Raw genomic sequence first — 1,309 nt, 5'->3', positions numbered from 1 at the left:
CGCGGCGGCCGCCGTCAGCATGATCGGCCGCATGCGGTGCTCGGTCGCCTCCACCACCGCCTTCCATGCCGACATCCCCTCTGCACGCAGTTCCTCGATTTGGACGATCAGGATCACTGAGTTGCGGATGAGAATACCGACGAGGGCGAGCACGCCGAGGAGCGCGACGAATCCAAGCGGCGAGTTGCTGACAAGCAGCGCCACGACGACGCCGATGAGCGCCAGCGGGGCCACCGAGAAGACCAGGAGCAGCCGGTGGAAACTCTGAAGTTGGATCATCAGCAGCGTCGCCATGATGACGAGCATGGCAGGCGCCACCTTGGCAATCGGGCCCTGCGACTTGGCGCTTTCCTCAACCGCGCCGCCGACCTTGACGGAATATCCGGCCGGCAGCGTCTTTTCAAAGGCCGCAACCTTGTCGGAGAGCGCCTTCACAATCGTCGCCGGCTGCGTCGCATCGCCGATCCCGGCCTTGATCGTGATGGTCGGAACCCTATCGCGCCGCCAGATCGTCGGCTGCTCGAGCTCGTAGTGGAAGGTCGCGACCGAAGACAGCGGAACGGACTGGCCGCTGCTGCTCTGCAGTTGCAGGTCAAGTAGGGTGTCTATTGAGCCGCGCTCCTTTTGGGCGGCACGGCCGATGACGTCGACCAAATAAATGTCGTCCCGAACCTGCGTCACGGCATTTCCCTGTACGACGGTGTTGAGCGCCATCGCGATGTCTTGGGAAGATACGCCGAGCTGTCTCGCCTTGTCCTGCAACACGTCGATCTTGACGACGCGGGCGGGCTCGTTCCAATCGAAGGCAATGTTCCTAAGGGAAGGATGGGTGCCGACGATCGAGCCCAGTTTCTGGGCCAGGTCGCGCACCGTCTGCAGATTTTCACCGGACACACGGTACTGGACCGGCTTGCCAACCGGAGGGCCGATGTCCAGTAGTTTCACATAGGCGTCCGTTCCTGGAAAAGTCTTTTGAAGGTAGGTTTCCATCTGCCGCTTCAGCTTATCTCGAACGTCGAGATCCTTTGTGACGATGATCGTTTGACCGAAGGACACGTCTGCCGGTTGCACGTCAAACGATAGGACGAAGCGCGGCGCGCCTCTCCCGACATAGGTCGACCAGTGGTCGACGCCGGGATTGCCGGTCAGCATCTCATGCTCGAACTGGGCCATCTGACGGCTCGTTTCGGCGATCGAGCTGTTCTGCGGTAGGTTCCAGTCGACAATCAGTTCCGGACGGTCGGAGCTCGGAAAAAACTGCTGTTGAACCATCGACAAGCCGACGATTGATCCAGCGAAGAGGAGGACT

At 60.8% G+C, this 1,309-nt stretch carries 1 protein-coding gene; it reads right to left on the bottom strand.

The window, feature by feature from the left end:
* Positions 1-1,309: efflux RND transporter permease subunit (locus tag PY650_RS36445; RefSeq protein ID WP_285884944.1), on the bottom strand; the 1,309-nt coding region annotated here is incomplete at both ends.

Origin of the sequence: Martinezella calliandrae (assembly GCF_030272695.1) — a bacterium.
In the GTDB taxonomy this organism is placed as follows: Bacteria; Pseudomonadota; Alphaproteobacteria; order Rhizobiales; family Rhizobiaceae; genus Rhizobium; species Rhizobium calliandrae.
Note: the sequence above shows the minus strand (reverse complement) of the source record. Positions and strands in the feature narration are given on the sequence as shown.